The 1,204-nt window shown below is 60.0% G+C and carries 1 protein-coding gene; it reads left to right on the top strand.

The features are described 5' to 3' along the window. The first annotated feature begins 61 nt into the window (after positions 1-61). Positions 62-1,188 (top strand): IS3 family transposase gene (locus tag G3O00_RS42790; protein ID WP_206146606.1). Its coding sequence is split into 2 segments (ribosomal slippage): positions 62-320 and positions 320-1,188, totalling 1,128 coding nucleotides; the frame shifts between segments, so codons are not numbered across the junction. The last annotated feature ends 16 nt before the right edge of the window (positions 1,189-1,204 follow it).

The raw sequence follows: 1,204 nt of genomic DNA, 5'->3' as shown, positions 1-1,204 counted from the left end.
TGACCTGCTCCCCGCGTTTAGTACGGTGACGGTGTAGAGTCCGTTCCAGAGAGGAACGGCAATGAAAAAGCGATTCACCGAAGAGCAAATCATCAGCATCTTGAAGGAAGCCGAGGCTGGCCTGAAGCCGGCGGAGCTGTGCCGCAAGTACGGCATCTCGGAAGCGACCTACTACAACTGGAAAGCGAAGTTCGGCGGGATGACGGTCTCCGAAGCGCAGCGCTTGAAGGAACTGGAGCAGGAGAACAGCAAGCTCAAGCGCCTGTTGGCCGAATCAATGCTCGACAACGCCGCGCTGAAGGACCTGTTGGCCCGAAAGTAGCAAGCCCGCAGGCCAAGCGCGAAGCGGTCCGAACCTTGATGACCGAACGCGCCATGGGTGTTACCCGGGCCTGCGGGCTGGTAGGGATTTCGCGCTCGCTGTTCCACTACGAATCACGCCGCCGAGTTGACGACGAAGCGCTGACTGGCCGGATGATGGCGATCGCCGCGCAGAAGCGCCGTTACGGCTATCGCCGGATTCACGTGTTGTTGCAGCGGGATGGCTGCTTCGCCAACCACAAGCGCATCTGGCGCCTGTACAGCAAGGCGGGGCTGAGCGTGCGCAAGCGACGACGCAAGCGTATTGCGGCTGTCGAGCGCACGCCGCTGCCGTTACCAACAGGCCCGAATCAGAGCTGGTCGATGGACTTCGTTTCTGACGGGCTGGCCTATGGTCGGCGGTTTCGATGCCTGAACGTGGTCGACGACTATACGCGCGAGTGCCTGGCCATCGAGGTCGATACTTCATTGCCGGGCCTACGCGTGCAGCAAGTGCTTGAGCGGCTCAAGGAGATGCGAGGCTTACCCGCATCCATCACGGTCGACAATGGGCCGGAGTTCGCTGGTAAGGTGCTGGATGCATGGGCCTACGAAGCCGGTGTCACGCTGTCGTTCATTCGGCCTGGCAAGCCGGTGGAGAATGCCTATATCGAGAGCTTCAACGGGCGATTCCGTGACGAATGTCTGAACGAGCACTGGTTCGTCTCAATGCGCCACGCCAAGCGGCTGATTGAGGAATGGCGTATCGAGTACAACACCGAGCGGCCTCATAGCTCACTCGGCTATCTGACGCCGGTGCAGTTCGCCTTGGCGCACGATGCAAAGCAGCAGTTTTTAACCTTGGACTCTAACTGCAGTCCGGACTAAAACCGGGGGCAGGTCA

This window comes from Burkholderia sp. Ac-20384 (assembly GCF_017104605.1).
GTDB classification, from domain to species: Bacteria; Pseudomonadota; Gammaproteobacteria; order Burkholderiales; family Burkholderiaceae; genus Burkholderia; species Burkholderia lata.
This window is presented reverse-complemented; position numbering and strand designations above follow the sequence as displayed.